Raw genomic sequence first — 4,836 nt, 5'->3', positions numbered from 1 at the left:
ACGTCATGGGCGGGAAGAAAAAAGACCCATCGGAGAAGGCCACCAAAGAACCGCGACGTGATGACTTGCTCTGGAAGGACCTGCTGGCCAGGTTCTTCGTCCCTATGCTTCACTCTTTGCTGCCCGACCTGGCCAGAGACCTCGACGAGAAACGGGACGTCGTTTTCCTCGATAAGGAACTGCGCCGGCTGGCCCGCTTCACCCAAAGGCCGGAGGGCGGCGAGCCGGACGGGAACCGATTCGTGGACCTCCTGGCAAACGTCCCCCTCCGCGCCAAGGAAGACGCCTGGGTCCTCCTTCACGTGGAGGTGCAGGGCCGGGGCGGGAACGAAGACTTCCCCCTGCGGATGCACCGCTACCGCGGCTTGCTGGAGGGCCGTTACCGAAGGCACGTCAGTGCCCTGGCCCTCCTCATCGAGCCCCTGTCGGAGGCGCAGTCCTGCGGGGTCTATTCCTGGGAGGGCTACGGCACGCGGGTGAAGTACGAGTTCCCCATGTTCAAGCTCTATGAGGGGGACGAAGAGGCCCTGAAGGCGAGCGACAACCCCTTCGACTGGGCGCACCTGGCGGGCTTGAGGGCGTGGAAGAGCCGGAGCAGCGAGCCGAGGAAGCTGAGTTACCTGAAGGAGATGCTGAAGCTTCTGGACGAACGGGGCTGGCCCCACGCGGACAAGGCGCAGCTGCTGGTGTTTATGGAAGGCGTGATTCACCTGACGGAGGACGAGAGCTCAAGAGAATACGAAGAGTGGGAAAATACTTTGGAAGAGGCGAAGGAGGCGGGACGGATGTACGTCAGCATCATGGAGCGTAAGGGTATTGAGAAGGGCAGGATAGAGGGCATCCAGCTGGGCGAGGCAAGAGGCATTAAGTTGGGTGAGGCAAGAGGCATTAAGTTGGGTGAGGCAAGGGGCATTAAGTTGGGTGAGGCAAGAGGCGAAGCCAGGGGCATCGCCTCCACGGCGCGGCGGATGCTGGTGCGGGGCGTCCCGTTGGAGCAGGTCGTTGACTTCACCGGGCTGTCCCGTGGTGAGGTGGAGGCGCTGAGGGGGGAGATGGACTGATTGTTGGCCCTCCTGCAAGGGGGACTGCCCCGCAGGGGCTGGGGGGGTATTTTTGAGCGCAAGAAACAACCCCTCCGGCCCTTCGGGCCACCTCCCCTTTCAGGGGAGGCGTCGGCTGCCTCCATTGTCCGCCTTGCCGTTGAAGTGCTTGTCCAGTAGCAGAAAGGCGTACGTCTTGTCGATCCACCGCGTAAACTCGTGGAACCCGTTGGCGTTCAGGTCAAAAACGCCGCGTTCTTCAGCTCAACCTTACCATCCCGGTTCAGGTCCAGGACCAACGGCTCAACACGGGTGGGGGTGGCATCAGATATAAGCCAACGAAAAAATATATCGTCTAGCTCATATCCAAATACTCATCAAAAATATCAAAACCAATCACTCCTAAAGGAATATTCCGCCAAAAAGCCTTATATTTTATTGCCATCTTCTTCCGCCTCTCCACAATTTAAACAAATAATTTTTTTCACCGAGGCCACTAACAAACACATAATGACTAATAAGATTAGTCCAGAAATCACCCCCGAAATAATTCTAACTGCAATAAAATTATCTTCATTTAGAACAAAAATTACTGCAATAAGGTAAAGTAGCATTGATATTGCTATTTTTTTTAAATCCCGAGCCTTGATCAATAAAATATGTCGATACTTTGCTGCGAACACTGATTCTGACTTAGAATTTAAGTAACTATACAGCCCTAAAAGACTTACGACACTAAAATTGATCATTAAAAAGAAAATTGCCAATGTAATAAAAAGAAATGTACTAAATGGTGATTCAATAAACTCGATAGACTTTGCCAATAAGACTATTCGAATCACTATTAACGCATTATTTCCCTCTATTTGGGATAAATCACAAAATACCTATCTCGTAACATTCTTTTGTTTCATATAAAAATAAAGAAACCATGACTCATTCAAAATAACCAAATACCAACACATACTGGTAATACTAAGGAGCGAAGAAATCCCTTTTAATTTTGCAAACAGTATCGTAATGATCCCAATGCTGTAAACAAAAAAGAAGGTCTTAGAAAAATGCGATCGTATTTTTACAACCTCATTATCATGTTCTTTTAACTTCATAATTTCGCCTCCCACTTCTTCTAACTTTTTCAGCCGTTCACCATCCTGTAGGGATTTAGAAAAAAGAGCGCGATACGTCCCTTCTTCCGGGCCGCTTCGCGCTGTCGATTTCAGAAATTCGTGGTTGTTCAGGTCTGCGCGTCGCCGCGGTGCTCCCGATTGCCCTTCCGAGTTCCAAGTCTATATCCATCAAGCATAACAACAATATTTTTTATCCTATCAAGGTTGCCAGGCCGTGTCAAGAGGGGGAACAAGAAGTTGTCGTTGATTTTCTGAAAAGAAGATCAGAAGTATGAACATCGACTGAGGTTCATACAGAAGGGCTGTCAGCTCCTGAAGAGGCACGATCGAGGGGTTGGATTGGAACGCACAAACAAAACACCCCCCTCTCACTCCGTTCGGCCACCTGATGAAGAAACCAGCCGACCTGCACAACTCTCCCCTTCGGGGAATCGCTGGCAGTCTGGCCGTCCCCTTTCAGGGGAGGCGTCGGCTGCCTCCATTGTCCGCCTTGCCGTTGAAGTTCTTATCGAGCACCAGAAACGCGTCCGTCCCGTCGATCCAACGGGTAAACTCATGGAACCCGTTGGCGTTGAGGTCAAAAACGCCGCGTTCTTCAGCTCAACCTTGCCGTCCCGATTCAGGTCCAGGACCAACGGATCAACACGGGCAGGGGAACTTTGGCTGTCAGCCCAAGCAATCATTTTTTTATTAAATTTTGCACGATCAATTATTGGCTTTGCATATAATAAACCCGTACTAGGTCCTCGAGGATTTTTTTATTCCAAAAACATATTCAAAAAAACAAAATATTTCTCCCCCTTCTCTTCCTACTTGTTATTGTCGACGAATAATAAGTTGCAGTGCGGTATTTTGAAAATGTTTGTTGTAAAAACATATCCAGCCAAACTGTAGATTGTCCTTCTTCCACATAGTAGTAAGGCCTTTAATAGGCTGGTTATTCATCTCCAAATTCGCTTCCATTTCCACCCCCTTCATCTTTAAAATGGAGGCAAAACTCTTCTTAAAACGTCTATACTTCGCCAAGAGCCTGGAATCCATTACGTCAATTGAATCTGCCGTCTCTGTGTAAGAGGCAACTTCTGCTTGCCCTTTTTCAACAATACAGCACAATATCCCACCTTCCCATTGCCAGTATGGAATACCCTTCTCTTCAAACGTAGGATTTCCCCAACTTTTTAAGACTTCTGAAACATTTTCCGTTATAAACAAAGAATTCAACTTCTGATAAATTTTCACTGGTTCCACAGCCCAAGCTGACTCATTCCCTAACCACAAAAAAATAAAGAAACACAACTCAAACTTTAATCTAAATGGTTTCATTATAAAAATCCTTTTTCTTTATTACAACAAACACACCTGTCACTTCCTTATCATGAAAAAACAATTGCATGATACCCAGTTTCTTTTCTTCCATAAACCAACTAAGGAAACCCCGGTCATCCCTCACAGCAGAGCCTAATTTTTTTGACAACCCTTTCAGTATTTCGTCATATCGTTTAGCAGCCTGTTTTTTGCTCTCGTAAATTTCTGAATAACTTACAGCCATGCAATAACCATCTTTAAAAACACACACAATACTATTTTTATGAAAAAAATTATTATCTCCAGAGTCAAATAACCAGGCATATCCTTCCTTCGGTACCTTAAGCTTATCACCTGGTTTCCCCATTATTTTATTAACGTCATCTATAGAACGAAAATAAAGGCGGGTTACCATTTTATAAATACTCTCCGCATTTGGGCCAGATGGAGAAAACATCTGGGAAATACCCCACAAAGCCATCACTCCAACAAAAAGAAACAAAAGAATTTTTCTTCCAGACATCTTTAAGCTCCCAACAAAATCAATGCTTTTTTATTTTTCTATAACCACGTAGAAGGATGACGCGGGTCACACATCAGGAAACTCAAGGGCATGATCAGGCCCAGCCCCAAGACAATCGCCGGAATAAAAAAGTAAATCCCGGGAAGATCATGCATCCAAAACCACAGCCCCAGCGAAACGGCAAGGGGAGATAAAAAGGCTATCCGATTTGCCGTATTTATCTCCACCACCCCCAACATTTCCAAGACGAGGCTCAAAAACCACCAAAACGTGATCGACGCAAGGAAGCCCACGGTCCACCAGACACTTTCGGAGGAAAACATCAACGGCCCGCCACCAATCAAAGCCAAAATCAAGCGTATCCATTTTTTCTCAGAGGGAAACACAAGAGCAAGAAAATCCATCATGCATCCTCCTTCCTTAGATAGATATACATAAATAAACAAAAAGCGTAAAGCAACTTTCCTACCTCAATACATTGTGGTAGGCCGCTTCGCGCTGTCGATTTCAGAAATTCGTGGTTGTTCAGGTCTGCGCGTCGCCGCGGCTCTCCCGATTGCCCTTTCGAGTTCCAAGTCTATATCCATGAAGCACAAAAACCATATGTTTTTATCCTATCAAGCTTACAAGGCCGTGTCAAGAGGGGAAACAAGAAGTTGTTGTTAATTTTCTAAAAAGAAGATCAGAATACGAACATCAACTGAGGTTCATAAAGAGGGGATGCCAGCTCCTGATACCAATTCGCGTCTAATGTGGATTGCCTCCCCCGAAAGGGGGGCTGGCGAGCTCCGAAGGGGCTGGGACTGACGGCCCGTGAGCGGTAGCAAACGGCAGCCGG

Annotated in this window: 5 protein-coding genes; 1 reads left to right on the top strand and 4 read right to left on the bottom strand. The window is 47.1% G+C overall.

All coding sequences use genetic code 11. From position 1 onward, the window contains the following. A partial coding sequence (locus SY1_RS12150) for an RpnC/YadD family protein (protein WP_481128941.1) occupies positions 1–1,061 on the top strand: 1,061 nt, incomplete at its 5' end. A gap of 407 nt (positions 1,062–1,468) precedes the next feature. Here SY1_RS12150 and SY1_RS12145 read toward each other — a convergent pair. From SY1_RS12145 to SY1_RS12130, 4 genes are all read right to left on the bottom strand, one after another. Beyond that, positions 1,469–1,723, bottom strand: a complete 255-nt coding sequence (locus tag SY1_RS12145; RefSeq protein ID WP_208873905.1) for a hypothetical protein — start codon at positions 1,721–1,723, stop codon at positions 1,469–1,471. Positions 1,724–2,986: 1,263 nt separating this feature from the next. Beyond that, positions 2,987–3,493, bottom strand: coding sequence for a hypothetical protein (locus tag SY1_RS12140; protein WP_208873904.1), 507 nt, complete (start codon positions 3,491–3,493; stop codon positions 2,987–2,989). Beyond that, the gene (locus SY1_RS12135; RefSeq protein ID WP_208873903.1) at positions 3,480–3,998 is read right to left on the bottom strand and encodes a hypothetical protein; all 519 of its coding nucleotides are present in this window, start codon (positions 3,996–3,998) and stop codon (positions 3,480–3,482) included. Before SY1_RS12135 ends, SY1_RS12140 begins: the two co-directional genes overlap by 14 nt. 38 nt (positions 3,999–4,036) lie before the next feature. Beyond that, positions 4,037–4,405: a hypothetical protein gene (locus SY1_RS12130; RefSeq protein WP_015557199.1), complete on the bottom strand. Its 369-nt coding sequence runs from the start codon at positions 4,403–4,405 to the stop codon at positions 4,037–4,039. Positions 4,406–4,836: the final 431 nt, after the last annotated feature.

Source organism: Fretibacterium fastidiosum, from assembly GCF_000210715.1.
In the GTDB taxonomy this organism is placed as follows: Bacteria; Synergistota; Synergistia; order Synergistales; family Aminobacteriaceae; genus Fretibacterium; species Fretibacterium fastidiosum.
Note: the sequence above shows the minus strand (reverse complement) of the source record. Positions and strands in the feature narration are given on the sequence as shown.